This is a genomic window from Variovorax sp. CCNWLW186, assembly GCF_037203865.1.
In the GTDB taxonomy this organism is placed as follows: domain Bacteria; phylum Pseudomonadota; class Gammaproteobacteria; order Burkholderiales; family Burkholderiaceae_C; genus Variovorax.
On the sequence record NZ_JBBCBO010000006.1, the window covers coordinates 181,703 to 207,014 of the forward strand.

Sequence of the window (25,312 nt, forward strand, 5' to 3'; positions counted from 1 at the left end):
CAGACGGAAGTTGGATACCCGGTCAACCGGTCCCTTCCTCACGAAATCGGGCATCTCCCATCTTTGCGAGTTCAGTGAAGCCGGCCTCCGTGATGCGAAGCACCGTGGCAGCGCGTGATGTGGCATAGCGAACCGTGGACTCCAGGGCCTGGATCTCAGCTTCGATCAGACCGGTAGCCAAAAGGACCGAGACGTGCCTGACGTCCTCCGGATTGGCGACACGAACCGGAAGCCGCGCATGCAGCAGCCGCATCAAGAACGAGAGGGGCATTCGAGTCTCCGAGTGCCGGCGCTTGTTCTTCGGTCTGCCAGGAAATGCCGGCCATTTCTGGTCGGCGGAATGTAGCTACAAGTGCAACTCGGTCGCCACTACTTGCTTATAAGTTAGAACCATTTCTGAGAAATATTTCACACTTACTGCTGGGCTGGCCTTCTTTGCCTTCGGTCTGAGTGCCATTTAACTTGAGTCGGATGACGATGCAGGCACCCGCCTGTAGTTCACCTCGACCGCAAGCGCTTCCTCCCCGCCCGGCGTGATGTTGAACATGCGAATGTCCAGGTGTTCCGCGCCAGGCTGCGACACCTCGGTGCGCCAGCCCCAGCGTTCCCCGCCCGTGCCGGTGCCGTAGCTGCCCAGCGCGCCGAAGCGCCCGTCCTCCACTCGGCCGGTGCTGAACATGATCGACGTGCCAGTGCCGAAGCTCTCGCCCCAGGCGCACTCGAAGGTGTCTTCATCGAGGTGGTAGCCCCAGAGCGCGACACCCTCGAAAGGCTCGCCGCTGCAACGGCCTTCGTACTCGTGCAGCAGGAACCGGCCGCGGCCGACGAGGCGGATGGTGCCGCGCTGTACCGATTCATCAGCCGGTTTGCCGGGCTCGAACCAGAGCCGGAAGCGGCCTTCCCAGTTGCCGGCCATCGCAGCCAGCCGGTGATGCATTCCGCCAGACGCGGCGGATCGTTCGAACGCTTCTTTGGTCATGAGGCCTCTCGTGAGCGGGGTGCTGCCGCGGGAGATGTCGGGTTCATGGCTCGGCATGGTGCGCCACCCGCGCAAACCCGACTTTTTTGCCCAACTAATGTAGACACCGTCACATTGCCTCAAAACAATCCGGCACCCTCAGGTTCAACAAAAAGCATTCGTTGAGGGGATCAAGAAATGCACCTGCTCTTCTTGCTGCGGCTCCAGCATGTGGAGTTGCCTGCCGAGATCGTGAGGCCCGAAGAAATCAAGCATGTTTCGGTTCTCAAGGCCACTGGCTTGGTAGAAGCGGAAATTGCACCGGCCATCGACCCATCCGGCAAGTTCAACATGGCGCGGACCGCCATCGTCACGGCAATCACCGAAGACGGCATCGCCGAGATCATGAAGTTGCGCACCGAACGGATGCGGCCCGCAACCACATGGCGGGCGGTCAGGCGCCGCCGAAAACAATGCATCCGATGCGGCGCTCCCCATCAGCCGAACGCTCCGGTTTGCAGCTGCTGCCCGGCACCTGAGTCGGAATCCGGCGCGCCGATCTGACTGACCGGAAGGCCGGAAGAGGGCCTGAAGAATGCCGAAGTAGCGAGAAACCGCGCTCGTCCGACACGGTGCGGCTTGCGCATCGCCGACGATCCGGCGATGTCAACGCTCCGGAGCATTGCCGTCACCGTCGTCGAAGTGGAAGAGGGCGCCTATCGCTGGCGCTTGGTCGAGCTTGGCGACGAGGAGCTGGGGCAAAGCTGGAGCGTGCTGCGACAGCAGCCGCGAGCGATGAAGACCTACAAGGCCGCGATGGCGGCGGGCCTGGTCGAGCTGCAGAAGATGATCGAAGACCTCGACCTGGGGCCTCGGGAGCAAGAAGAGCCCGGCCTGGCGAAACCAGCGAAGAAGAGCGGACCGGTGTTCGGGTTCGGCTTCGGGCTGCCGAAGCTCGGCTGAAGGGCAAAAGAAGCCGAGTCTTCAAACAGGGCCGTACAGCGCCCTGATGTGCCGGCCCGCATTGGCCGAGGCCGAATCGCCGTAGCCGTCACCCACCGCAGCGCACAGTTCGGCAATGCCGTGGGCGAACTCGATGTGCATCTGGTCGAGCCGTTCACCCGGCTTGATGATGCCGACCTCGGCCGCCAGCGCGGTGAAATTGGTCTCGGGGTCGCGGACCAGCTGCTCGGGCTCGGGCGTGTTTTCGAAATGCTGGCGCGCCACGTCGGCGGGTTGCCGATCGCCCACCACCCGCACCAGGCTGAGGCCCTGGTCGATCAAAAATTCATGATCGGCCCGCCCACCGGCCAGCCGCGTCCATTCGGCGGCGAACAGCGACGCCCATTCGAGGCGGGCATTTCTTGGGGCAAATTCAGGCATCTCGCTAAATCCAGCAAAGTACCTCTAAAGTATACATCTGCGTTCTTGGAATTTGTGAGCGAATTCACCCCTTGCAGCTGGCCGCCAGCCTCATCAACGCAGGAAAACGTGCTCCATGAACTGCCTGATGGGGTACTGGATCATGGTTTGCACCCCGGCCGGCAGTTCCAGCGGGCGCATCAGCATCTTGAGGGTGGCGCCGGCGCTCAGGTTGGTGCGCACGGTGCTGCTCAGGCGGGCGCTCAGCTGCTGGACAAAGGCGGTGTCGCCGGCGCGCTCGGGCGACCGGGTGCGCACCACGTGGCGAATGGCGCAGTCGGCGTCTTCGCTTTTCAGCTCCAGCGTGCGCCGGCCGATGGTGCCCAGCACGCGAAAGCGGCTGAGCCGCTCCTCATCGCGGTAGCGGCGAAAAAAGCGGTAGAAATGCTTGTAGTGGCTCACCTCGTCGGCCGCAATGCGGCTGGCCAGGTCGCGCAGCACCGGTTCGTCCGTGCTGCGCGCCATGGCGCGGTAGTAGGTGGCGGTGCCGGTTTCGACCACGCAGCGCGCTGTCATTTCGAGCCCGCGCGTGGGAGCAAGCAGCTCCACTTTGCAGTAGGTGGCGTATTCCTCGAGAAAGCCGCGGTAGGCGGCTTCCCAATCGAATTCCGGCCACACATGCGCCACATAGGCGCGCAAGGCCTTGCCGTGCTGCAGTTCCTCGGCCTCCCAGTGGTGGGTGAGCCAGTCGGTCACCTCGTTGTCGCCGCGAAAAAAATCGACCAGGTTCTGGGTGTACAGGTCAGAGCCGCTTTCAATGAAAGAGGCGGAAGCGACGAGGTAGAAAAGATTCTCATCCCGGCGAACTTCGTCGCGCGCAATGCGCGAAAACTCCAGATCCTCGATCTTCCAGTGTGGCGCCTCATGACCTGCCATGCATGCTCCTTGATTCACGTCGGGATGAAAACAGCCATTGGGACGAAGCCGAACGCATTTGGTTCTCCCCGGGCCCAGCCCATCGTAGCGGCGCTCCCCACGGCCAGCTGACTGCGGCCCCGGCAAGGCGCGGGGCGGTAGCCAAACCTATAATCGTTTGTTCAAGCAAATCAAGCAGTTAGGTCGGTTCGACGCAGTGGGTTCGACGAGAGGGTCGCCATCGCCAGGCCGCCCTCGACAGAAGACGAAATCCAAAGATGAGCCAGCCCACATTCACGGTCGCGGACATCCGCAAGACCTTTCTCGATTTCTTCGCCTCCAAGGGCCACACGGTGGTGGCCTCGAGTTCGCTGGTGCCGGGCAACGACCCGACGCTGATGTTCACGAACTCGGGCATGGTTCAGTTCAAGGACGTGTTCCTGGGCGAGGACAAACGGCCCTACGTGCGCGCCGCCTCGGTACAGGCGTGCCTGCGCGCCGGCGGCAAGCACAACGACCTGGAGAACGTGGGCTACACCGCGCGCCACCACACCTTCTTCGAAATGCTGGGCAACTGGAGCTTCGGCGACTACTTCAAGCGCGAATCGCTCAAGTGGGCCTTCGAGCTGCTGACCGAGGTGTACAAGCTGCCGGCCGAAAAGCTCTGGGCCACGGTCTACATCGAAGACGACGAGGCCTACGACATCTGGACGAAAGAAATCGGCCTGCCGCCGGAGCGCGTGGTGCGCATCGGCGACAACAAGGGCGGCCGCTACATGTCCGACAACTTCTGGATGATGGCCGACACGGGCCCCTGCGGCCCGTGCTCCGAGATCTTCTACGACCACGGCCCCGAGATCCCCGGCGGCCCGCCCGGCAGCCCCGATGAAGACGGTGACCGCTACATCGAGATCTGGAACAACGTGTTCATGCAGTTCGACATGCAGCCCGACGGCTCGGTCAAGAAGCTGCCGGCGCCCTGCGTCGACACGGGCATGGGCCTGGAGCGGCTCGCTGCCATCCTGCAGCACGTGCACAGCAATTACGAAATCGACATCTTCGACGCGCTCATCAAGGCCGCTGGCCGCGAGACCGGCACGCAAGACCTGTCGAACAACTCGCTGCGCGTGATTGCCGACCATATACGCGCCACTTCGTTCCTGGTGGCCGACGGCGTCATTCCGTCGAACGAAGGCCGCGGCTATGTGCAGCGCCGCATCGTGCGCCGCGCCATTCGCCATGGCTACAAGCTCGGCCAGAAGAAGCCGTTCTTCCACAAGCTGGTGCCTGACCTGGTCAAGCTGATGGGCGACGCATACCCCAAGCTGGTGGCCGATGAAAAGCGCATCACCGAGACGCTGAAGGCGGAGGAAGAGCGCTTCTTCGAAACGCTCGCCAACGGCATGGAAATTCTCGACGCGGCGCTTGCCAACGGCGCCAAGACGCTGCCGGGCGACGTGGCCTTCAAGCTGCACGACACCTACGGCTTTCCGCTCGACCTGTCGGCCGACGTGTGCCGCGAGCGCGGCGTGAGCGTGGACGAGGCCGGCTTCAACGCCGCCATGGAAAAGCAGAAGGCCGCGGGCCGTGCGGCCGGCAAGTTCAAGATGGACCGCAACGTCGAATACGGCGGCGCGGGCAACGTCTTCACCGGCTACGAACACCTCGAAGAAACCGCCAAGGTGGTGGCGCTGTACTTCGAAGGCGCGGCCGTGCAAGAGCTGAAAGAAGGCCAGCCGGGCATCGTGGTGCTCGACACCACGCCGTTCTATTCGGAGAGCGGCGGCCAGGTCGGCGACCAGGGCGTGCTGGTGGCCGAAGGCGTGCAGTTCGGCGTCGAAGACACGCAGAAGATCAAGGCCGACGTGTTCGGCCACCATGGCACGCAAACGCAGGGCACGCTGAAAGTGGGCGACACGGTCAAGGCCGCGGTCGACACCGCGCGCCGCGCGGCCACCATGCGCAACCACTCGGTCACCCACCTGATGCACAAGGCCCTGCGCGAAGTGCTGGGCACGCACGTGCAGCAGAAGGGTTCGCTGGTCGATGCCGACAAGACGCGCTTCGACTTTGCGCACAACGCGGCCGTCACGCACGACCAGATCCTGGAGATCGAAAAGCGCGTGAATGCCGAGATTCTGGCCAACACCGAGACGCACGCCCGCGTGATGGACATGGAGTCGGCCCAGAAGACCGGCGCCATGATGCTGTTCGGCGAAAAGTACGGCGAGAGCGTGCGCGTGCTCGACATCGGCACCAGCCGTGAGCTTTGCGGCGGCACGCATGTGGGCCGCACGGGCGACATCGGCATTTTCAAGATCGTGAGCGAAGGTGGCGTGGCTGCCGGCGTGCGCCGTATCGAAGCGGTTACGGGCGCCAATGCACTCAGCTACCTGCAAGACCTCGAATCGACCGTGCAGAGCGTGGCCGCCACGCTCAAGTCGCCCACCGCCGAGCTGCAGGGCCGGCTCACGCAGGTGCTGGAGCAGGTGAGGGCGCTGGAGCGCGAAGTGGGCGCGCTCAAGGGCAAGCTCGCTTCGTCCAAGGGCGATGAACTCGTGTCGCAGGCCATCGACGTGAACGGCATCAAGGTGCTGGCCGCCAAGCTCGACGGCGCCGACGCCAAGACGCTGCGCGACACCATGGACAAGCTCAAGGACAAGCTCAAGACCGCGGTGATCGTGCTGGCCGCGGCCGACGGCGCCAAGGTGCAGGTGGCCGCGGGCGTGACCAACGACACCGTGGGCAAGGTCAAGGCCGGCGAGCTGGTCAACTTTGTTGCGCAGCAAGTGGGCGGCAAGGGCGGCGGCAAGGCCGACATGGCCATGGCCGGCGGCACCGATGCCGCGGGCCTGCCCGCAGCGCTCCAGTCGGTGCAAGCCTGGGTGGCGGAACGCACCTGATGGCCGCCACCGAGGTGCTCGGCTCCCCTCCCGGCGAAGTGCTGGTGATGGGGGCGGGCACCATCGGTTGCTTCATCGGCGGCAGCCTTGCCGCGGCCGGTGTTCCGGTTACTTTTGTCGGCCGCCCGCGCGTGCTGCAAAGCCTTGCGGCGCACGGCCTTGCGCTCAGCGATCTGGAAGGCGGCTCGCACCGCTTGCCTGCTGCCAGCCTGCGCCTGAGTGACCAGGTGCCTGTCGGTGCCACGCCGGCGCTGGTTCTGTTGTGCGTGAAGAGCGGAGCCACGGCCGAGGCGGCCGCCGAGCTTGCCTTTGCGCTGCCCGCGGGCACCACGGTCGTCTCGCTGCAGAACGGCATTTCCAATTGCAAAGAGGCATCGAAGGCCGGCCCCACGCTCGGCTTGCTGCCCGGCATGGTGCCCTACAACGTGGCGGAAACGGGGCCGGGCGCCTTCCACCGGGGCACGGCAGGGCGGCTGGCCGCAAAGGACGACGCGGCTCTGCGGCCCTGGCTGCCGGTGTTCGAGCGTGCCGGCATTCCCCTCGACCTGTACGCCGACCTGCTGCCCGTGCAATGGGGCAAGCTGCTGCTCAATCTCAACAATCCCGTCAACGCGCTCTCGGGCCTGCCGCTGCGCGATGAGCTGCTGCAGCGCGGCTACCGGTGCTGCTTTGCCGCGCTGATCGATGAGGCGCTGGGTGTGCTCGGCAGCGCCGGCATTGCGCCCGCACAGGTGGCCGCGGTACCGGCGCGGCGGCTCTCAACAGTGCTGCGGCTGCCCGACTGGCTGTTTCGCATCGTTGCGGCGCGCATGCTGCGCATCGATGCCAATGCACGCTCCAGCATGGCGGACGACCTGGCACTCGGGCGGCGCACCGAAATCGATGCGCTCAGCGGCGAGGTCGTGCGGCTTGCGCACGACCAGGACATGGAAGCGCCGCGCAACGCAAGGATGTCGGCGTTGCTCGAAGAGTGGCCGCGGCAGCCCAGGCGCTGGACTGCACGGCAATTGCAAGACGCGCTCTGGCTTTAACGCCGCAATGAATGCATGCATCTGTGGCTGCATGGTCACATGGCATGCGCCGGTTTTCGCCGCCGGCCAAGCGCGTTCAAAAAGAAGAAGGAACCATCTTCGTAGTGCATTGCTTGCATGCGTTCAATGACTCCCTTTGTCGTATGGCGCGCGAACATTTTGAGAGGGAAAAGTTCCGTACTTCGTTGACGCTGTTGCATTCGATCAGCTAAAAATGTTCGCACTTCCAAGGAGGGAGAGCGCACGTGAAGCCATTCATAACAGCCCACAAGAAATTGCCGTCGCAACTCCGATTTCACGCCTTCGCGGCAAGTGAATATGCAGTCGAGCGCGAGATAGAACACACCGCCAGCCACGCCGCTGAAAACGCAGCGTTGACGCGCGCGCGCTAGGCCACCTTCTCGAGCATTCAGGCTCGGCCCGCACAGCCTTCCATCGCCCTCGCGCATCGACGGGAATGGAACCCCTCGCTCCCCGCATCCTGGGACCACCTGCCTGACCGCGGTGTGGCTCGGCGTTGCTCGCGTTTTCCTGCGAACGTTTCGTTCGCCGGGAGGGCGCGGTGCTGCCTGCTCGTTCGATGTTCAGTTCCATTCCATTCCATTCATCACCGCGCGCGCTCGCGCACGGCCGGCTATCCGCCGGTACATGCGGGGCGGTGCCTGTCTTTACCAAGAGGCGATCATCATGAAGAAACTTGTCAAGCCAGTCGTCAACAACCTTGCCATTACCGCCGTGACTCTTGCCGCGCTGGCAGCCTGCGGCGGCGGAGGAGGCGGCGGCGAATCCTCCTTGGGAGGCACAGCACTGAGTGCCCCGGGGCCATCGGCAGACAGTGCGGCGTCGCCCAAGGCGCCCGACGACGGACCCGCTCTCGCGCCCGAAGCGGCGCTGGCCCAGGTCGACCGCTCCGTGAAGCCGATGGAGTTGCCCGATACCGTCTGGCCCATCAACTACAAGCTCTGGTTCAGGCCCGATGCCGCGCTCAAGACCTTTGTGGGGCGCGGCGACGTGGAGATAGAAGTGCTCAAGCCGGTAGACGCCATCGTGGTGGCCGCGCACAACCTGAAGTTTGCCAACGGCCGCACCACCTTGCGCAAGCTGTCGAATCCCTCCGAGGTGATTGCGCTGGTGCCCACGCCCCAGACGCTGGGCGACTTCGTACAGCTGCGGCGCAACGACGGGCAGATTGCCAAGGGCAAGTACCTGCTGCACATGGAGTGGGACGGCAAGATCCAGTTCTCCGACGCGGAGTACTGCCCGCCCGACGAGATGGCGCGCAACCCGTTCTGCTCGGCGGCAACCGGCATCTTCAAGGTGGGCCTTTCCACGCCCGAGGGCGTGAGCAGCGATGCCATCGTGACGCAGGGCGAAACCAACTTTGCGCGGCAATGGTTCCCGGGTTGGGACGAGCCGGCGTTTCGCCATACCTTCGAGATTTCCGCCGAGGTGCCGGGCGACTGGCAAACGGTGTCGAATGCCGCGCAGAAGTCGGCCGTCAAGCTGCCCGACGGCTACCAGCAGGTGGCATTCGAGAAGACGCCTTCCATGCCGATGTATCTGGCCTTCTTCGGCGGCGGCAAGTTCGACATTCTTTCGGACACCTTCAAGAACCCGCTGGACGGCAGCGAGATGCCGCTGCGCTGGTTCACGCCGCCGGGCCGTTCCACCTGGGCCACCTTTGCCATGGAGTGGACCAAGGTGGCCATGGACTACTACTACAACTACACCGGCATTCCGTTGCCGTTCAAGAAGTTCGACACCGTGGCGGCCAACGACAGCTACGACAACAAGCCGAACACCGGCTTCGGCGGCATGGAGAACTGGGGCTCGATCTTCGAGTTTGCCGACCGCGTGCTCACCAAGCCGGGCGACACGCCCACGCTGTATTCGGTGACGGTGGTCACGCACGAAATTGCGCACCAGTGGTTCGGCGACCTGGTCACGCTCGACTGGTGGGACAACGTGTGGCTCAACGAATCGTTCGCGCGCTGGTTCGACCGCCGCACCACGATCAAGTTTCACCCGAACTACTACAGCTTCTCCGACTACGTGCTCGACAAGCACAGCGTGATCGTTGCCGACCTGAAGGACACGGCGGTGCCGGTGCAGCGCAACCTCAACGACGCGGGTTCGTTCGGCTTCATCAGCCCTTCGATCTTCGTCTACAACAAGGGCAGCCACGTGCTGGAGATGGTGCAGAACTACATCGGCGAAGAAGCGATGCAGAAGGGCTTGCAGATCTACTTGAAGGACTATGCGTTCGGCAATGCCACGCCCTCGCGGCTGTGGAACTCCATCGAGAAAGCCAGTGGCGGCAAGAGGGTGGCCGACATTGGCGACAGCTTCATCCGGCAGACCGGCGTGCCGCTTTTGACGGTGGACGCGCAATGCGCGGGCGACCGCACCTTCGTGTCGATCGCCCAGGAGCCGTTCCCCAACCAGAACGCCTATCCGGCGTCGTCGTGGACCATTCCGGTGACGCTGGCCTATGGCGATGCGATGGAGCAGCGCAAGACCTTTGTCATGGCGACCAGCACCACGCAGCTGGAGCTTCCGGGCTGCACCGCGGTGCTTGCCGGGCCGACCGGGCAGGACTACTACGTGAGCAACTACAGCACGCAGTCGTGGAGCGACTTGCTGGCGAAGGCGCAGAACTTTGCCGACAACAAGCCGCTGCTGCTCAACATCGAGCGGGACGCATTCCGGCTGCTGTCGGTGGGGCGCATCACGCAGGGGCAGTACGACCAGATCAAGGGCGTGATCAACCTGCCATCGACACTCCTGGCCAAGACGGAGGCAAGCCAGCAGAAGATGATGGCGCAGGATGCCGGCGGCAAGGAAGACTACCCGCATGCGCTGCGCTACCAGGGCAGCCTGAAGCTGCGCGAGAACCAGAAGCGCTGAGGGGCACGCCATGAAGAGAACATTAAGCTACCTTGCGGTCGGCGTGTCTGCACTGCTGTTGTTGTCAGGCTGCGGCGCGGGCGGTGGACCGGAGGCGGAGCTGGTCGGCGTCTATGCCGTGAAGAAGAACGGCGCGCTGAAAGAGCTGGTGAAGATCGAGCGGCAGGGCGGCCGCTACATCATGCGCGACAAGGTTCGAACGCCCGAGTGGAGCGAACCCAAGATGCAGATGCAGCCGGTGACGCGCGAGGCCTGGCGCAGGATCACCACCGACACCGAGAACACCGCCTTCGTCGGCGTGTCGAGCGACCAGCTTGCCATCTTCAAGGTGCCGCCGGGGTGGCAGAAGAACAGCTTCAAGACCGAGACAGGCTATTTCCTGTTCTATTCGCAGGGGCCGGTGGAGGCGTACAAGCTGTAATGCGGCGCTTGCGCTTGCGTTGAAGGGAGAGGGCGCGGGTTCGGGTTCATTCAGGGCGGGCACCCGCCGACGGGGTACCTTTCTCCGCGAATGTCCCCCGGCCTGCGGCCTCCTCCTTTATTTCGCTGCGCAAGGCACCCCGCCAGCGGGTGCGTTGTAAGGAGCGGTCGTTGATCAGCGGTACACCACGGGCGCGTCCCAGTGCACAGGGCATCGGGTGCTCCGCGCAGCGAAATAAAGGAGGAGGCCGAAGGCCGGGGGACATTCGCGGAGGGGAGTACCCGGTGGCCTTTGCACAAGCCCTGAACAACAGCGCTAAAAAAACTACAGAGCCGCTCCAGTGGAGGCAGGCGCCACGATCGCACCTTCGATGCGATGGCGCGCCAGTGCATCGGCGACAAAGCTGCTGGCCTTCATCTCCTCGACAAAAGCCGCCAGCAGCGCCTGCGCCTCGGCACCGCGGATCTCGGGCGTGCCCATGGCCTGCTGGATCACCATGAAGCGGCCGGGCAGCACGCGCACGCCTGGTTCGCGCTGTGCCTCGCCTTCGAGCAGCTGGCGAATGCCGGCCGCCACTTCGACCGCACCCGAGCGCAGTGCCGCCAACGCGGCGGCCGCGCCCTGGAGCCGGACGATCTCGGCCTCTTTGATCTCGCGCGTGAGGAACAGGTCATAGGCGCTGCCCGCACCGACCGAAATGCGATGACCCGCGCGATCGACTTGCTCATTGCCGGTGAGCTTCGACGATTCGCGCACGAGGTAGCTGCCTTCGATCAGCACATAGGGCGCGGTGAAGAACAACCCTTCGCTGCGCGCCGGGTCGATGGCGAAGAAGCCGATGTCGGCCTTCTCGTTCTTCACCGCATCGACCGACGCCGCCGCCTTTTCGAACACCACGAGCTCCACGCCCACGCCAAGCCGCCGTGCGAACTCGCGTGCGAGATCGATCGAGACGCCCACCGGTTCGCCCGTAGCCGCGTCCTTGTTCGCAAGAATCGGGTTGCCCAGGTTGATTGACGCGCGCAGCGTGCCGCCGGGCGCGAAGGCGGAAACAAGAGCGGGTGCAATGGCGTGTTGCGGCTGGGTCATGGCGTCCATCGTTGCAGGAAGATGATGTACGCCAGTTTACTGACCCGCTTCGATGCGTCAGCGTGCCGTTATCGGCTCCAGTCCGGTCTTTGCGATGGTCGGCGCTGCCGCGGGCGCGTTGAGGTAGCGAATGAGCTGGCGTGCCGCATCGGGCTGCTTCGATGCCGTGGCCACGCCGGCCGAGAACACCGTGACGCGCTGAACCTCCGCGGGCAGCGGGCCGATGTAGTCGATGCCCTCGATGGGGAGCAGCTCGCTCACCTGCTGCAAGCCCAGCGCCGCATCGCCGCGTGCCACCACGGTGCCCACGCGCTCGCTCAGGATGCGCTTGCTCTTGGGCTTGACCTGGTCTTCGATGCCGAGCTTCTTGAGCAGCTCCGTCTCGTAGTAGGTGCCGCTTGCACTGGCCGAGTAGGCGATGGAAGGTGCCGCCAGCAGCGTGCGCTTGAGCGCGTCCACGGTCGAGATGTCGGGCTTGGGCGCACCCTTGCGCACCGCAAAGCCGATGGACGAGCGCACCAGGTCGACCTGGCTCCCCGGCACCACCTTGCCTTGCGCCACCAGCGCGTCGAGCGCGGGCCGCGCGAGGATCACCACGTCGGCCGGTTCGTTGCGCGAGAGCCGGCTCGGAATCGAATCTTCCGCGTTGCCCATGGAGGCGCCATACGCGGTCTTGACCGTGCGGCCGCTGCTGCGCTCGAAGCCCGGGCGAAGGTCGTTGTACGCGGCCGTGAAGCCGCCCGAGGTCATCACGTGGATGTCGCCGCCGGCGGGTGCCTGGCCGCCGAGGCTGCCGCATCCGGCAAGAACGGCCGCAGCCGCCAGCAGGGCAGTGCGGCGGGTCAGGCGATTCAACGAGAAAGGCTGGGTCTTCATGGTGTCTCCTGAGTGGTTCAGGTTCATCGTAGGCAGCAAGGCTGTCAATCAGCCTTCAGCACCTTCGGGGTAAGTACCGAGGTGGGCGCCTGGCCGGCGGCTTCGACCGACTGGACCGGCCCGCCATGATGACTTTTGACTACATGAGCGGCTTTCAGCCTCGTCTAGCTTGGCCTTGTCGAAGCATCAACAAGGAGATTGCGATGAAGCTGAAACAACGTATTACACCGGCCCTGGTGGCAATCGTCATGGGCGCCTGCGTCGCACCGCTTGCCTTGGCTGCGGGCGGCGGCGGCGGGGGTGGTGGCGGCGGCGGGGGTGGTGGCGGCGGCGGTGGCGGAGGTTCGGGCGGTGGCAGCGGAAGCGGCGGCGGCAGTGCCGGCGTAGGCGCGGCCGCAGGTGCGAACGGCAACGGCGCAGGCGCGACCAGCGGCTCCAATGCATCGGCCAATGCCGCAACGCCCGCGACACCCGCAACGCCTGCCACTCCGGGCACCGGCACAACAGCCACCACGCCGGCCACGCCTGCAACACCGGCTACGCCGTCGCCGCAGTCTTCTTCGTCTACGTCATCGACGATGTCCGCGACGCCCGCGACACCGGCCGTGCCGGCTTCCAAGTCGGGCAGCACCACCACGACGCCTGCGGTGCCCGCAACGCCGGCGCCCAAGAGGTAGCCTGCTGCAAACAGGGGCCGGCAATGCGATGGCGCTGCCGGCCTTTTTCAAGCGAGCTGCCCGCTCGCCAACGCCGCAGCGGCGGCGCGCGTCTCGACGCCAAGCTTCTCGAAGATGTGCTCGAGGTGCTTGTTGACCGTGCGCGGGCTGGTGCCGAGGATTTCGCCGATGTCGCGGTTGGTCTTGCCCTTCGCAAGCCACGACAGCACCTCGGTCTCTCGCGGCGTCAGGGCCGCTTCGGCAAGGCGCGCCGAAGGCGCACCGCCGGCACCTTCGCGCTGCACGGCAAAGAGAAGCATTGTTTCGCCGAGCGCCGCGGCGCCCAGGTTGCGCACCGACAGCCGCGTGCCGGCCGCGGTCATGACGGTTATTGCGGCGCTGGGCACAAGAACCGGGTTCAGCGAAGCGGGAAGCAGGCCCGGTGCCGGCGGCGCATCCATCGCGTGCAGCCATAGCGCGGCCTGGGGCGAGCGCCACGCGACGCGACCGTGCGCATCGACAAAGACCACGCCCATGCCGGCCACGTCGACAGCGTCGCGCGCCATGCGCGTGATGCGTGCATTGCGCGTATGCGTGTGCAGCCGCGCGAGCACTTCCTGCGCGCGAATGGGTTTCACCACGTAGTCGACTCCGCCGCACTCGAAGCCTTCGACCACATGCGCCGTTTCCGAAAGCCCCGTCATGAACAGCACGGGAATGTGCGCGAGCGCCGCATTGGCCTTGATGCGCCGGCAGGTCTCGAAGCCCGAAAGGCCGGGCATCATGCCGTCGAGCAGGATGGCGTCGGGCACCACCAGTTCCAGGCGCTGCAGCGCGGCCTCGCCATCGGCGGCAACCAGCACGGTGTAGCCGCTCGACTCGAGCGTGTCGCACAGCATGCCCAGGCTGCTGGGGGCGTCGTCCACCACCAGCACCACGGGGCGTTCGGCTTCAAGGGGCGAGGGTGTTTGCATCTTCTGCGAGTGCCTTGCGGAGATTGTCGAGATCGAAACGCGTGACCATGCCGCGCAGCCAGGTGCAGGTCACGGCGGCCGGCGGAGACGCCGCGGCGAGCCGGTCGAGCACCTGGTGCAGCCCGCGCACGTGGCCCATCTGCACCAGCCGCATCAGTTCGGCACGGTCGTCTTCGGAAAGGGCCAGCTGATCGGGCCGCACCGAAACATCGACCGTCGGCGGCATGGCGTCGTTGAGCGCCAGCCATTCCAGTCCGAGGTGGCGCTCCAGCGTGGCAATCAGCTCCGATTCGATGACCGGCTTGCCCACGAAGGCCTGGCAGCCCGCGGCGCGCAGCAGCTCGCTCTGGTTCTCGAACATGTTGGCCGAGACGATGATGATCGGAATGCGGTCGAAGCCCGAGGCGCGCACCAGCGCCGCGGTCTGCCAGCCGTCCATGTCGTCCATGGTGAGGTCCAGGAGAATCGCGCTGGGCAGGTTTTCGCGCAGGCTGTCGAGGCACTCGGTGCCGCTCGCGGCCTCGCGCACCTCGAAGCCCAGCGGCACCAGCATGCCGGCCAACATCTGCCGCTGCACCGGCTGGTCGTCGACCACCAGCAGCGTGCGGCGCTCGCCGATGTAGCCCGACACCAGCCGCCGCAATGCGCCGGCCTTTGCCTGCGGGCCGGGGTCGGCCACTTCGCGCAGGTACACCCGCACGCTGAAGGTGCTGCCCGCGGGCGAGGTGGCGGCAAGGGCCAGTTCGCCGCCCATCAGGGACGTAAGAAGGCCGGTGATGGTGAGGCCAAGGCCCGTGCCCGGCTCGCCGCGCCGGCGCCCCGCGGCCCCGCGTTCGAACGGCAGGAAGATGCGCTGGTGGTCCTGCGGCGCCACGCCGATGCCGGTGTCGACCACGTCGAAGCGCAGCACTTCGCGCCGTGCATCCACATGCAGCGTGACCGTGCCGCTGTCGGTAAAGCGCACCGCATTGGCCAGCAGGTTGATGAGAATCTGCCGCAGCCGCTTGACGTCGGCATGCACCCAGGGCGGCAGCCGGCCGCTGTGGGTGTACACGAAGGCCAGGCCCTTGTTCTCGGCCTGCGGCCGCACCATGTGCACCACCTCGTCCAGGAAGGCGGGCAGCGCGAGCGGCGCGGGCTCCAGCTGCAGGCGGCCCGCCTCGATGCGCGCCAGGTCGAGCAGCCCGTCAATCAGGCCCAGCATGTGCTCGCCGCTGCGCTGGATGGTTTGCACCGCTTCGCGCGGCGGCGCCACGGCCTCGCCCTTGAGCAGGATCTGCGAGTAGCCCAGGATGCTGTTGAGCGGCGTTCGCAGTTCATGCGTCATGCCGGCCACGTAGCGGGTCTTGGCCTGGTTGGCCGCCTCGGCGGCTTCCTTGGCGGTCTGTAGCGCGGCATCGGTGCGCTGGTGCGCCTCGATCTCGACGGTGAGCAGGTGGTTGTGGCGGTTCGATTCTTCTTGCGCCATTTGCCGGCTCTCGCTGCCCAGCACGATCCACCACGCGGCCACCGCCGCCACCAGCGAGAGCAGCGCAAACACCTTGAGAAAGGCGCTGCGCAAGGCGGGGTCCATGGCATCGGAGCCCGTGATGGTTTCTTGCGCATACACCACGCCCATCACCGTGGCCAGCAGCGCCACCAGCGAGGTTGCCACCATCAGGTAGTGCGCCACGCGAAAGTTGAGCCGGCCCGACAGCGCCGGCGGCAGCAGCGCCTTGAGCCAGCCGCTCATCTGCTCGGCCGCGCGCGAGTCGGTCTTGCAACGGTCGTGGCAGCGCGATTCGAGCGTGCAGCACAGTGAACAGATCGGTGCGCTGTAGGCGGGGCAATGCGCCATGTCTTCGGACTCGAAGCTGTTGTCGCACACCGAGCACTTGACCATCTGCCCCGGTGTCCAGCGTCGGATGTCGGTGCGCGCCAGGTAGTAGCGCCCGCGCGTGCGCCAGGCGAGCAGCGGTGAAACGACCAGCGCCGTTGCCAGCGCGATGAAGGGGGAGAACGCGCGGGCCCACTGGCCCAGCACGCCGGAGTAGGCCAGCATGGCGAGCGTGGCAGCCACTAGCATCGCACCCAGGCCGACCGGGTTGATGTCGTACAGGTGCGCGCGCTTGAACTCGATGGTGCGAGGGCTCCAGCCCAGCGGTTTGTTGATGACCAGATCGGCCACCAGTGCACCGACCCATGCGATGGCGATGTTGCTGTAGAAGCCCAGCACGTGCTCCAGCGCCGCGAACACGCCCAACGTCATCAGCAGAATGGCGATGACCACGTTGAACACCAGCCACACCACGCGCCCCGGGTGGCTGTGCGTCAGCCGCGCGAAGAAGTTCGACCACGCCAGCGAGCCCGCATAGGCATTGGTGAGGTTGATCTTCATCTGCGACACCACCACGAACAGCGTGGTGATTGCCAGCACCCAGGCCGGGTCGCGCAGCACGTACGAAAAGCCCGTGAGGTACATCAGCGTGGGCTCGATGGCGTGCTTGCCCGGAATCTCGTGCTGCAGCGCCAGAAAAGCCAGGAAAGCGCCGCCCATCATCTTGAGCATGCCCGGCACGATCCAGCCCGGCCCCGCCACCAGCACCGCGGCCCACCAGCGGCCCCGGTTGGCGGCCGTTTTCTCGGGCAGAAAGCGCAGGTAGTCGACCTGCTCGCCGATCTGCACCACCAGCGAGAACGCCACGGTGGCGGCGGCGCCGAACATCAGCGGGTCGAAGCCGCTGCTGTCGGAGGTGCGGCCCACCAGGCCGGTGAAGTCGGCATACAGCTCGGGCTTTTTCACCAGTACCGCGATGAAGGGGCAGACGAACAGCACGATCCAGATCGGCTGCGTCCATAGCTGCAGGCCCGAGATGAGCGTGATGCCGCGCATGACCAGCGGCACGATCACGATCGACGAGAGCAGGTAGAGCAGCGGCAGCGGCCAGTCGAGGTACAGCTGCAGCGCCAGCGCGAGGATGGCCGCCTCCAGCGCGAAGAAGATGAAGGTAAAGCTCGCGTAGATCAGCGAGGTGAGGGTGGAGCCCAGGTAGCCGAAGCCCGCGCCGCGCGTGAGCAGGTCCATGTCCACGCCGTGCTTGGCCGCGTAGTACGAAATCGGCAGGCCCGTGAGAAAGGTGATAAGCCCCACCACCAGGATGGCCCACAGCGCGTTCGAGAAACCGTAGTTCAGTGCGATGGCCCCGCCAATGGCTTCCAGCGCCAGGAACGAGGTGGCGCCGAAGGCCGCATTGGCAACGCGGAACTCCGACCATTTGCGAAAGCTGCGCGGCGTGTAGCGCAGCGCGTAGTCCTCCAGCGTTTCGTTCGCCACCCACGCGTTGTAGTCGCGGCGGATGCGAAAGATCTTCTGGCCGGTGACGGGTTGCATGGTGGGGTCTTGCGGCAAGGGCGAGGGCGGCGGCATGGAAGGCAGCAGAGCAAGAAGCGCTCCCTGCGTGCGTTGCACCCTTTGCGCGGCTTGCAAGTCTGCAGGCCCGGGGGCTCGTGGCCGCTACGTTGAATGACGTATTCGCGGCGGCGCAAGTGATTTCTAAAGTACCAGCCATGGTGCTCGAGGCACCGTCCGATGCACTGTGATGGTGCGCGGCCAGTTCATTTTTCAACCCGCCTGGAGTTCCTGATGTCGCGTGATTCCGATCCTTCTCTCGATGCCCTGGCATTGCGCCGCCGCCGTTTGCTGCAGGGCGCCGCCGCGCTGCCCGTGATGGGCCTGAGCGGCCTGAGCTTCGGCCAGTCGCAGTTCCCCACCGCCAAGGTCAACACCACCAAGCTCGCGGTGACCGACACCGAAGTGACGGTGGGCCAGCTGCACTCGTCGTCCGGCACCATGGCCATTTCGGAGACCGGCTCCATCCAGGCCGAGCAGCTCGCCATCGACCAGATCAACGCGATGGGCGGCATCCTCGGCCGCAAGATCAAGGTCATCAAGGAAGACGGTGCTTCCGACTGGCCGACGTTTGCCGAAAAGTCGAAGAAGCTCTTGGTCAACGACCACTGCGCCGCCGTCTTCGGCTGCTGGACCAGCGCCTCGCGCAAGGCCGTGCTGCCGGTGTTCGAAAAAGAGAACGGCCTCTTGTACTACCCGACCTTCTACGAAGGCCTGGAGCAGAGCAAGAACGTGATCTACACGGGCCAGGAAGCCACGCAGCAGATCATCTGGGGCCTGGACTGGGGCGCGAAGGAGAAGAAGGCCAAGACCTTCTTCCTCGTCGGCTCCGACTACATCTGGCCGCGCACCTCGATGAAGATCGCGCGCAAGCACATCGAGAACTTCCAGAAGGGGTCGGTCAAGGGCGAGGAGTACTACCCGCTGGGCCACACCAACTTCAATTCGCTGATCAACAAGATCAAGGTCGCCAAGCCCGACTGCATCTTCGCGGCGGTGGTGGGCGGCTCGAACGTGGCCTTCTACAAGCAGCTCAAGGCCGCGGGCATCACGGGCGACAAGCAGTTCTTGCTGACGCTGGCCGTCACCGAAGACGAGATGACCGGCGTAGGCGGCGAAAACTTCGCTGGCTTCTATTCGTCGATGAAGTACTTCCAGTCGCTGGACAACCCGAACAACAAGAAGTTCGTGGAGGCCTTCAAGGGCAAGTACGGCAAGGACGCGGTGATCGGCGACGTTACCCAGGCGGGCTACCTGGGGCCGTGGCTCTGGAAAGCGGCTGTGGAAAAGGCCGGCAGCTTCGACGTGGACAAGGTCGTGGCCAGCTCGCCGGGCATCGAACTGAAGACCGCGCCCGAAGGCTACGTGAAGCTGGACGCGAACCACCACCTGTGGAGCAAGGCACGCATCGGGCAGGGGCAGCTGGACGGGACGTTCAAGGTGGTGGCGGAGTCGAGCGAGCTGATCAAGCCGGATCCGTTTCCGAAGGGCTATCAGTAAGTCTTTGCCTTTCTCCCTCCCCCGCTGGGGGAGGGCAGGGGTGGGGGCAAGCGGCGTTGCCACTGGGCACGCCCTGCCTGCCCCCATCCCAACCTTCCCCCAGAGGGGGAAGGAGCCAACAGCCAACACAGGAATCCTTCATGACTCTGTCGGACATGATGAACATCGGCCTCATGCAGGGCTTCGCGGGGCTGAGCCTCTTCGCGGTGCTGCTGCTCATGGGCCTGGGGCTCGCGATCATCTTCGGCCAGATGGGCGTCATCAACATGGCGCATGGCGAGTTCATGACCATCGGCGCCTATTCGATCTACCTGGCCGCGCGCGTCACCGAAAGCCTGGCGCCGGCTTTCATGCCGTACTACTTTCCGATCGCGATCGGCCTGGCCTTCGTGTTCGCCTTCATCGTCGGATGGATCGTGGAGTGGGTGCTCATTCGGCACCTCTACAAGCGCCCGCTCGACACGCTGCTCGCCACCTGGGGCGTGAGCCTGGGGCTGCAGCAGCTCTTTCGCACCTTCATCGGCCCGAAGGAAGTGAGCCCCACGCTGCCCGAGTGGCTCATGGGCTCGTGGACGCCGCATGAAGGCCTCGACATTCCGATCAACGGACTCTTTGTGCTGGCGCTCACCGCGCTGGTCACGGGCGGTGTGCTCGTCGCGCTGCACAAGAGCCGCTGGGGCCTGCGCGTGCGCGCCACCGTGGCCAACCGCACCATGGCCAACGCGACCGGCATCGACACCATGAAGACCGACCGCCTGACCTTCGCCATCGGCTGCGGCATTGCGGGCATGGCGGGCGCGGCCTTCACCACCATCGGCTCGACGGGGCCGACCTCGGGCTCGCTCTACATCGTCGATGCCTTCCTGGTCGTCACTTTCGGCGGCGCCGCCAGCCTGTTGGGCACGGTGGTCTCGGCCTTCGGCATTGCGCAGACGCAATCGATCTCGGAATTCTTCATGACCGGCTCGATGGCCAAGGTGCTGACGCTTTCGCTGATCGTGCTCATCTTGATGATGCGTCCGCAAGGCTTGTTCGCCGTGAAAGTCCGCCGCTGATGAACCCGCTTCCTTCCTGGAGAACGTTCCGATGATGAATTTCATCAAGGCCTCGATCCTGCGCTATCAGCTGGGCAGCCTCTTGCTGCTGGTGTTGCTGCTGGCGGTGGTGCTGCCGCTGTCGCTCGACATCTTTCGCCTGAACCTCGTGGGCAAGTACCTCACCTACGCCTTCGTCGCCGTGGGGCTTGTGATGGTGTGGGGCTACGGAGGTGTGCTCAGCCTGGGGCAGGGCGTGTTCTTCGGCATCGGCGGCTATGCGATGGCGATGTTTTTGAAGCTCGAAGCCTCGGACCCGATCACGACCAAGATCCAGTCGACGCCAGGCATTCCGGACTTCATGGACTGGAACCAGATCACCGAGCTGCCCATGCTGTGGCTGCCGTTCAAGAGCCTGCCCCTGAGCTTGGCGCTGGTGGTGCTGGCGCCGATGGCGCTGGCCTGGCTCGTGAGCTTTGCGATGTTCAAGCGCCGCGTGGGCGGCGTGTACTTTGCCATCATCACGCAGGCGGTGGCGCTGATCTGCACCGTGCTCATCATCGGCCAGCAGGGCTACACGGGCGGCGTCAACGGCATGACCGACCTGAAGACGATGCTGGGCTGGGACACGCGCACCGACGGCGCCAAGTACATCCTCTACTACGTGTGCGTGGGCCTGCTGGTCGCCAGCATCGTGCTGTGCCGCTGGATCCAGACCAGCAAGCTCGGCACGTTGCTGCTGGCCATGCGCGACAAGGAAGACCGGGTGCGCTTCTCGGGCTACGACGTGTCGAACTTCAAGGTCTTCATCTTCTGCCTTGCGGCCGGGCTCTCGGGCATTGGAGGCGCAATGTTCGCGCTGCAGGTGGGCTTCATGTCGCCGAGCTTCGTGGGCATCGTGCCCTCTATCGAGATGGTGATCTTCTGCGCGGTGGGCGGCCGCATGAGCCTGGTGGGTGCCGTGTACGGCGCGCTCCTGGTGAATGCGGGCAAGACGCTGTTCTCCGAAAGCTTTCCGGACCTGTGGCTGTTCCTGATGGCCGGTCTCTTCATCGGCGTGACGATGGCTTTTCCGATGGGCCTGGCCGGCCTGTGGGACGAAAAAATCAGGCCCTGGTGGAAGGGGCGCCGCCAGGCGTTGCGCGAAGCCGCAGTAAAGCCGCCGGCCGCCACCTTACCCACGCAACCACAACCCTCCGCACCGCAGACCGAACCGGCATTGCCAGACGGCATCGGCAGCCAGCGCGCCTAACCGGAGCCCATGACATGAGCAACACCGACTTCGCGCTCGCCGTGGAAGACCTCACCGTCTCCTTCGACGGCTTCAAGGCCATCGACGACCTGACGCTCTACATCGACAAGAACGAACTGCGCGTGATCATCGGCCCCAACGGCGCCGGCAAGACCACGCTGCTCGACCTGATCTGCGGCAAGACGCGGGCAAGCGGCGGCAGCATCAAGTTCAAGAACACCGAGCTCACAAAAATGGCCGAGCACAAGCGTGTGCGTCTGGGCATCGGCCGCAAGTTCCAGACGCCGTCGATCTACGAGAACCTGAGCGTCTTCCAGAACCTGGAGGTGTCTTTCCCGAAGGGCCGTTCGGTGCTGGGTGCGCTGGCCTTCAAGTGCGATGACGAGGTCAAGGCCAAGGTGCAGGCGGTGGCCGAAGACATCGGCCTTGCCGACAAGCTGCGCACCGAGGCGGGCCTGCTCAGCCACGGCCAGAAGCAGTGGCTGGAGATCGGCATGCTGCTGATGCAGGAACCCGAACTGCTGATGCTCGACGAGCCCATTGCAGGCATGAGCGCGAGAGAGCGCGAACTCACGGCCGACCTGCTCAAGCGCATTTGCCAGAACCGCGCGGTGATCGTCATCGAGCACGACATGGCGTTTGTGAAGCAGATTGCGCACAAGGTCACAGTGATGCACCAGGGAAAGATCCTGGCCGAGGGGCCTATGGAGAAGGTGCAGGCGGACCCGAAGGTCATCGACGTTTATCTGGGGCACTGATGGCTTGCTGTTCTGTTCGCCGCGTTGTGCGTTTGGTGCTTTGTTCGGGGCGCTGCCGTTCAGGGCGCGCACCCGCCGACGGGGTACCTTTCTCCGCGAATGTCCCCCGGCCTGCGGCCTCCTCCTTTATTTCGCTGCGCAAGGCACCCCGCCAGCGGGTGCGTGATTCAGAGTGGTCGTTGATCGGCGGTGCACCCAGAGCGTGCCCCGGTGCACAGGGCATCGGGTGCTCCCCGCAGCGAAATAAAGGAGGAGGGGCGCAGCCCCGGGGGACATTCGCGGAGGGGAGTACCCGGTGGCCTTTGCACAAGCCCTGAACAACAGCGCCAACAACAACAGCGCCAACAACAAACACCCCAGGAAGTGACATGAGCAACATCATGCTGAAGGTCGATGACCTGCACGTAGCCTACGGCCAGAGCGAAGCCCTGCACGGCATCTCCTTCGAAGGCCATGCCAACGAAACAATAGCCATCATGGGCCGCAACGGCATGGGCAAGACCACGCTGTTCAAGAGCCTCATGGGCGTGCTGCCGCTGAAGAGTGGCCGCATCGAAGTGGCGGGGCAGGACGTGTCGCGCGACGAGAGCTTCAAGCGCGTGGCCAAGGGCATTGCCTACGTGCCGCAGGGCCGCATGATCTTTCCGACATTGACCGTCGAAGAGAACATCCAGACCGGCCTCGAGAACTCGAAGACCAGACGCATTCCCGAAGAAATTTACGCGCTGTTCCCCGTGCTCTGGGACATGAAGCGCCGCAAGGGCGGAAACCTCTCCGGCGGCCAGCAACAGCAGCTTGCCATTGCGCGCGCCCTCGTTACCGACCCCAAAGTCTTGCTGCTCGACGAGCCCACAGAGGGTATCCAGCCTTCGATCATCAAGGACATCGCCAAGGCCCTCAACGAGATCCGCAAGCTGCGCGGCATCACCATCGTCGTGTCCGAGCAGGTGCTGAGCTTTGCGATGGATGTGGCCGACCGGCTCTTCGTGATCGAGGGCGGCCGGCTTGTGCACGAGACCGCGCGCGACAAGACCGATGTCGATCACATCAAGGCCTACCTCTCCGTATGACCTTCTTCGTTTAACCACAACCCAACCAGGAGCCACTGCAAATGACGGACACGCTGATCAAGGTCGACCTGACCAAGCCGCCCACCGAGAACGAGATGATCCACAACCGCTGGCATCCGGACATTCCGATGGCCTGCTGGGTCAACCCGGGCGACGACTTCATTCTCGAGACCTTCGACTGGACCGGTGGCTTCATCAAGAACAACGACAGCGCCGACGACGTGCGCGACATCGACCTGAGCACCGTGCACTACCTCTCGGGCCCTGTGGGCGTGAAGGGCGCAGAGCCTGGCGACCTGCTGGTGGTCGACCTGCTCGACATCGGTGCCAAGCAGGACAGCCTCTGGGGCTTCAACGGCTTCTTCTCGAAGAAGAACGGCGGCGGCTTCTTAACCGATCATTTTCCCGAAGCGCAGAAATCCATCTGGGACTTCAAGGGCATGTTCACCAGTTCCCGCCATGTGCCGGGCGTCAACTTTGCCGGCCTCATCCATCCCGGCCTGATTGGCTGCCTGCCCGACAAGCCCATGCTCGACATGTGGAACGAGCGCGAAGGCAAGCTCATTGCCACCGACCCTGACCGCGTGCCCGGCCTTGCCAACCCGCCGTTCGCAGGCACTGCCCACATGGGCAAGATGACCGGCGAGGCCCGCGCCAAGGCCGCGGCCGAAGGTGCGCGCACCGTGCCGCCGCGCGAGCACGGCGGCAACTGCGACATCAAGGACCTTTCGCGCGGCTCCAAGGTTTTCTTCCCTGTGTATGTCGATGGCGCTGGCCTCAGCGTGGGCGACCTGCACTTCAGCCAGGGCGACGGCGAGATCACCTTCTGCGGCGCGATTGAGATGGCCGGGTGGGTGCACATGAAGGTCACGCTCATCAAGGGCGGCATGGCCAAGTACGGCATCAAGAACCCGATCTTCAAGCCAAGCGTGATCACGCCGCAGTACAACGACTACCTCATCTTCGAAGGCATCTCCGTCGACGAGGCCGGCAAGCAGTACTACCTGGACGTGAACGTGGCTTACCGCCAGGCCTGCCTCAACGCCATCGAGTACCTGAAGAAATTCGGCTACTCGGGCGCACAGGCGTATTCGATCTTGGGCACCGCGCCCGTGCAGGGCCACATCAGCGGCGTGGTCGATGTGCCCAACTCTTGCGCCACGCTCTGGCTGCCCACGCAGATCTTCGACTTCGACATCAATCCGAATGCCGCGGGCCCGGTGAAGATGATCGACGGCAGCATCGACATGCCGCTCTCGCACGACCTGGTCTGACGCGCCCATGCCTACCTACGACTACGCCTGCGGCCAATGCGGCGGCTTCGAGGCGCTGCGGCCCTCGGGCCAGCGCGACGAGCCTGCCGCTTGCCCCGATTGCGGATGCGCGTCGCCGCGCGTGCTCTCGGCCGCACCGCGGCTTGCGTTGATGGCATCGGGTACGCGCCGTGCCATGGAGACCAACGAGCGTGCAAGGCATGAGCCCGGCAGCTCGCGCGACTACGCGCGCTTTAAGCATCCGGCGGGCTGCGGATGCTGCTCGGGGTCGTCGCGGCGCAGCGCGACGGTGACGGCGCCCAACGGTGCGAAGTCGGCGCCGTCGAAGCGGCCGTGGATGATTTCGCACTAATCCTGCGCTAAGACTGCGAAGCAGATGGTGAGGCAGTGACGCCTTGGCATCTGCCGGATTGTTTCAATCTCGTGAACGCCGTGATTCGTTTTGCGGCGTTTTTTCATGGGTGTTCGGGATCAAACTTCATCTCACCAACCAACCCATTAGGAGATTGAAATGAATGCCTCGAAGATCCTCGCTGCCGCTGCTCTCTCGCTCCTGGCTGCTGCCGGTGCCCAAGCAGAAACCTATGAAGGCGTGCTGACCGTGAACTCGGGCGTTTCGCGCTCCGAAGTTGCGCCGCAAGCCGTTGCCGCCGCTCGCGCCGGCAACCAATACAGCGAAGGCGCCAGCGCCGGCGCACAACCCTTCACCTCGACCGCCGACCGCTCCGTGATCCAGGCTGAAGCCGTTGCCAAGGCACACGACCCGCTGGCCAGCCTCGACCGCCGCGCCTTCTACCGCGACGAAGTGCCGCAAGCCTACAAGAAGCCCAGCGTGTCGTTCACGCGCCAAGCTGGCCTGTAAACCGATCTCTCGCTGATCAGTGCGATGAAGAACGGGCCCTCGACGGGGCCCGTTTTCCGTTGCTGTAGAAGCTGGGCTGCAC

General features: G+C 64.7%; 23 protein-coding genes. 15 read left to right on the forward strand and 8 right to left on the reverse strand.

The features are described from left to right. Positions 1-22: 22 nt before the first annotated feature. Positions 23-271 carry a hypothetical protein gene (locus V9K97_RS10020; RefSeq protein WP_258507139.1) on the reverse strand — a complete coding sequence of 83 codons (249 nt, stop codon included), beginning with the start codon at positions 269-271 and terminating at the stop codon, positions 23-25. A 186-nt stretch (positions 272-457) separates the two neighbouring features. Next, on the reverse strand, positions 458-979 hold the full coding sequence (locus tag V9K97_RS10025; protein WP_258507138.1) for a DUF1579 domain-containing protein: 522 nt from the start codon (positions 977-979) through the stop codon (positions 458-460). Between the two features lie 177 nt (positions 980-1,156). On the opposite strand from V9K97_RS10025, the gene V9K97_RS10030 reads away from it, so the two are divergent. Together V9K97_RS10030 and V9K97_RS10035 are read left to right on the forward strand one after the other, a co-directional pair. Further along, positions 1,157-1,522: a hypothetical protein gene (locus V9K97_RS10030; protein WP_337317808.1), complete on the forward strand. Its 366-nt coding sequence runs from the start codon at positions 1,157-1,159 to the stop codon at positions 1,520-1,522. Positions 1,523-1,621: 99 nt separating this feature from the next. Continuing rightward, a complete protein-coding gene (locus V9K97_RS10035; RefSeq protein WP_337317810.1) occupies positions 1,622-1,921 on the forward strand; it encodes a hypothetical protein in 300 nt (99 codons plus the stop codon). Between the two features lie 21 nt (positions 1,922-1,942). Here V9K97_RS10035 and V9K97_RS10040 read toward each other — a convergent pair whose 3' ends face one another. Together V9K97_RS10040 and V9K97_RS10045 are read right to left on the reverse strand one after the other, a co-directional pair. Continuing rightward, positions 1,943-2,341, reverse strand: coding sequence for a hypothetical protein (locus V9K97_RS10040; RefSeq protein WP_258507134.1), 399 nt, complete (start codon positions 2,339-2,341; stop codon positions 1,943-1,945). 93 nt (positions 2,342-2,434) lie between these two features. Then, entirely contained in the window at positions 2,435-3,256 is an 822-nt protein-coding gene (locus V9K97_RS10045; RefSeq protein ID WP_337317812.1) for a ferritin-like domain-containing protein, read from the reverse strand. A 257-nt stretch (positions 3,257-3,513) separates the two neighbouring features. Here V9K97_RS10045 and alaS point away from each other — a divergent pair, with 257 nt between their 5' ends. From alaS to V9K97_RS10065, 4 genes are all read left to right on the forward strand, one after another. Then, a complete protein-coding gene (gene alaS, locus V9K97_RS10050; RefSeq protein ID WP_337317814.1) occupies positions 3,514-6,138 on the forward strand; it encodes an alanine--tRNA ligase in 2,625 nt (874 codons plus the stop codon). Further along, positions 6,138-7,169: a 2-dehydropantoate 2-reductase gene (locus tag V9K97_RS10055; RefSeq protein ID WP_258507128.1), complete on the forward strand. Its 1,032-nt coding sequence runs from the start codon at positions 6,138-6,140 to the stop codon at positions 7,167-7,169. The genes alaS and V9K97_RS10055 overlap by 1 nt, the downstream gene beginning before the upstream one ends. 687 nt (positions 7,170-7,856) lie before the next feature. Further along, a complete protein-coding gene (locus tag V9K97_RS10060; RefSeq protein WP_337317816.1) occupies positions 7,857-10,076 on the forward strand; it encodes a M1 family metallopeptidase in 2,220 nt (739 codons plus the stop codon). Between the two features lie 10 nt (positions 10,077-10,086). Beyond that, positions 10,087-10,497, forward strand: a complete 411-nt coding sequence (locus V9K97_RS10065; protein WP_258507124.1) for a hypothetical protein — start codon at positions 10,087-10,089, stop codon at positions 10,495-10,497. A gap of 324 nt (positions 10,498-10,821) precedes the next feature. Here V9K97_RS10065 and V9K97_RS10070 read toward each other — a convergent pair whose 3' ends face one another. Beyond that, positions 10,822-11,586 (reverse strand): transporter substrate-binding domain-containing protein, encoded by a 765-nt coding sequence (locus tag V9K97_RS10070; protein WP_337317818.1) that lies wholly within the window; start codon positions 11,584-11,586, stop codon positions 10,822-10,824. 57 nt (positions 11,587-11,643) lie between these two features. After that, positions 11,644-12,462, reverse strand: a complete 819-nt coding sequence (locus V9K97_RS10075; RefSeq protein WP_337317820.1) for a substrate-binding domain-containing protein — start codon at positions 12,460-12,462, stop codon at positions 11,644-11,646. A 203-nt stretch (positions 12,463-12,665) separates the two neighbouring features. On the opposite strand from V9K97_RS10075, the gene V9K97_RS10080 reads away from it, so the two are divergent. Further along, entirely contained in the window at positions 12,666-13,139 is a 474-nt protein-coding gene (locus V9K97_RS10080) for a hypothetical protein (protein WP_337317821.1), read from the forward strand. A gap of 47 nt (positions 13,140-13,186) precedes the next feature. Here the strand turns inward: V9K97_RS10080 and V9K97_RS10085 are convergent, their stop codons facing one another. Next, positions 13,187-14,092, reverse strand: a complete 906-nt coding sequence (locus V9K97_RS10085; protein WP_337317823.1) for a response regulator transcription factor — start codon at positions 14,090-14,092, stop codon at positions 13,187-13,189. Next, on the reverse strand, positions 14,070-17,462 hold the full coding sequence (locus tag V9K97_RS10090) for a hybrid sensor histidine kinase/response regulator (RefSeq protein WP_337317825.1): 3,393 nt from the start codon (positions 17,460-17,462) through the stop codon (positions 14,070-14,072). Before V9K97_RS10090 ends, V9K97_RS10085 begins: the two co-directional genes overlap by 23 nt. A gap of 252 nt (positions 17,463-17,714) precedes the next feature. Here V9K97_RS10090 and urtA point away from each other — a divergent pair, with 252 nt between their 5' ends. The 8 genes from urtA to V9K97_RS10130 all read left to right on the forward strand — a co-directional run bounded on the left by urtA (position 17,715) and on the right by V9K97_RS10130 (position 25,230). Then, positions 17,715-18,980: an urea ABC transporter substrate-binding protein gene (urtA, locus tag V9K97_RS10095; protein ID WP_337296421.1), complete on the forward strand. Its 1,266-nt coding sequence runs from the start codon at positions 17,715-17,717 to the stop codon at positions 18,978-18,980. A gap of 140 nt (positions 18,981-19,120) precedes the next feature. Next, complete coding sequence (gene urtB, locus V9K97_RS10100) at positions 19,121-20,035, forward strand: urea ABC transporter permease subunit UrtB (RefSeq protein WP_126746926.1); 915 nt, start codon at positions 19,121-19,123, stop codon at positions 20,033-20,035. 34 nt (positions 20,036-20,069) lie between these two features. Beyond that, entirely contained in the window at positions 20,070-21,266 is a 1,197-nt protein-coding gene (urtC, locus tag V9K97_RS10105; protein WP_337317893.1) for an urea ABC transporter permease subunit UrtC, read from the forward strand. Positions 21,267-21,280: 14 nt separating this feature from the next. Next, a complete protein-coding gene (gene urtD / locus V9K97_RS10110) occupies positions 21,281-22,024 on the forward strand; it encodes an urea ABC transporter ATP-binding protein UrtD (protein ID WP_157614443.1) in 744 nt (247 codons plus the stop codon). Positions 22,025-22,404: 380 nt separating this feature from the next. Next, positions 22,405-23,094, forward strand: coding sequence for an urea ABC transporter ATP-binding subunit UrtE (gene urtE / locus V9K97_RS10115; protein WP_337298560.1), 690 nt, complete (start codon positions 22,405-22,407; stop codon positions 23,092-23,094). A 41-nt stretch (positions 23,095-23,135) separates the two neighbouring features. Continuing rightward, the gene (fmdA, locus tag V9K97_RS10120; protein ID WP_258507103.1) at positions 23,136-24,368 is read left to right on the forward strand and encodes a formamidase; all 1,233 of its coding nucleotides are present in this window, start codon (positions 23,136-23,138) and stop codon (positions 24,366-24,368) included. A 7-nt stretch (positions 24,369-24,375) separates the two neighbouring features. Continuing rightward, a complete protein-coding gene (locus V9K97_RS10125; protein WP_258507096.1) occupies positions 24,376-24,720 on the forward strand; it encodes an FmdB family zinc ribbon protein in 345 nt (114 codons plus the stop codon). A 159-nt stretch (positions 24,721-24,879) separates the two neighbouring features. Beyond that, positions 24,880-25,230, forward strand: a complete 351-nt coding sequence (locus tag V9K97_RS10130) for an alpha/beta hydrolase (protein WP_337298557.1) — start codon at positions 24,880-24,882, stop codon at positions 25,228-25,230. Positions 25,231-25,312: the final 82 nt, after the last annotated feature.